The organism is Bartonella sp. OD88NMGDW (assembly GCF_042193775.1).
In the GTDB taxonomy this organism is placed as follows: domain Bacteria; phylum Pseudomonadota; class Alphaproteobacteria; order Rhizobiales; family Rhizobiaceae; genus Bartonella; species Bartonella grahamii.
Genome location: NZ_JBHIMA010000082.1, coordinates 1 through 639, shown reverse-complemented (window position 1 = coordinate 639; position 639 = coordinate 1). Strand labels below are relative to the sequence as shown.

Annotated in this window: 2 pseudogenes; both read right to left on the bottom strand. The window is 40.4% G+C overall.

What is annotated here, in order from left to right:
* Positions 1-205, bottom strand: a pseudogene (locus ACFIJR_RS09220) (hypothetical protein); the annotation flags it as partial.
* A 132-nt stretch (positions 206-337) separates the two neighbouring features.
* Positions 338-639: pseudogene (locus ACFIJR_RS09215) on the bottom strand (filamentous hemagglutinin); the annotation flags it as partial.

Below are 639 nucleotides of genomic sequence, written 5' to 3'. Positions count from 1 at the left end.
ACCATTCATGAATGCCTAATTTGCTATTGTCTATACCGCTACTATAAGGAGATAGCGCACCACACTCTAATAGTGCTTTTCCTACCTCAGTAGAGTTTACACCTGGCTTTTCCCATATAACAAAGGATGTTGAAGGAGGCTTTGAGTTACATCCAGCCATATTTAATAAAGCTATGCAGCTTAATAATTTTAAAGTTTGTTTCATTTTTTCCTCCTTAAAGGGAATTGTACTCGATGGGAAAGTCCATATATATCTCGACATTTTGGACCCGCATCTCCAAGGCAAGTATGGGGATTTATGGGATTTGTAGCCACTCTCTACCATTCTATCCAAACGTTACTGCCAGCAAGGTATCGTTTCGTAGGTATAGCCATTACCGCCAATAATTCTGCTTACAAAGTCATATCTATGCCCATCAAAGCCAACAGTGGTTTGTTTGCCATCACTCACATAACCTAACAGACCGGATGCAACTAAAACATTAAAGGCTGGTCCATAGAGATTGATATTCGTGTTTTCGTTAGCTATCCCGTGCACACCTTCTTGTTTGAAAGAATACAAAAGATTCCCCAAGGTCATCGGCCAGCGGCTATGGCCATAAAGTTCTAATCCTGTAAGACCATTGCTATACACCAAAT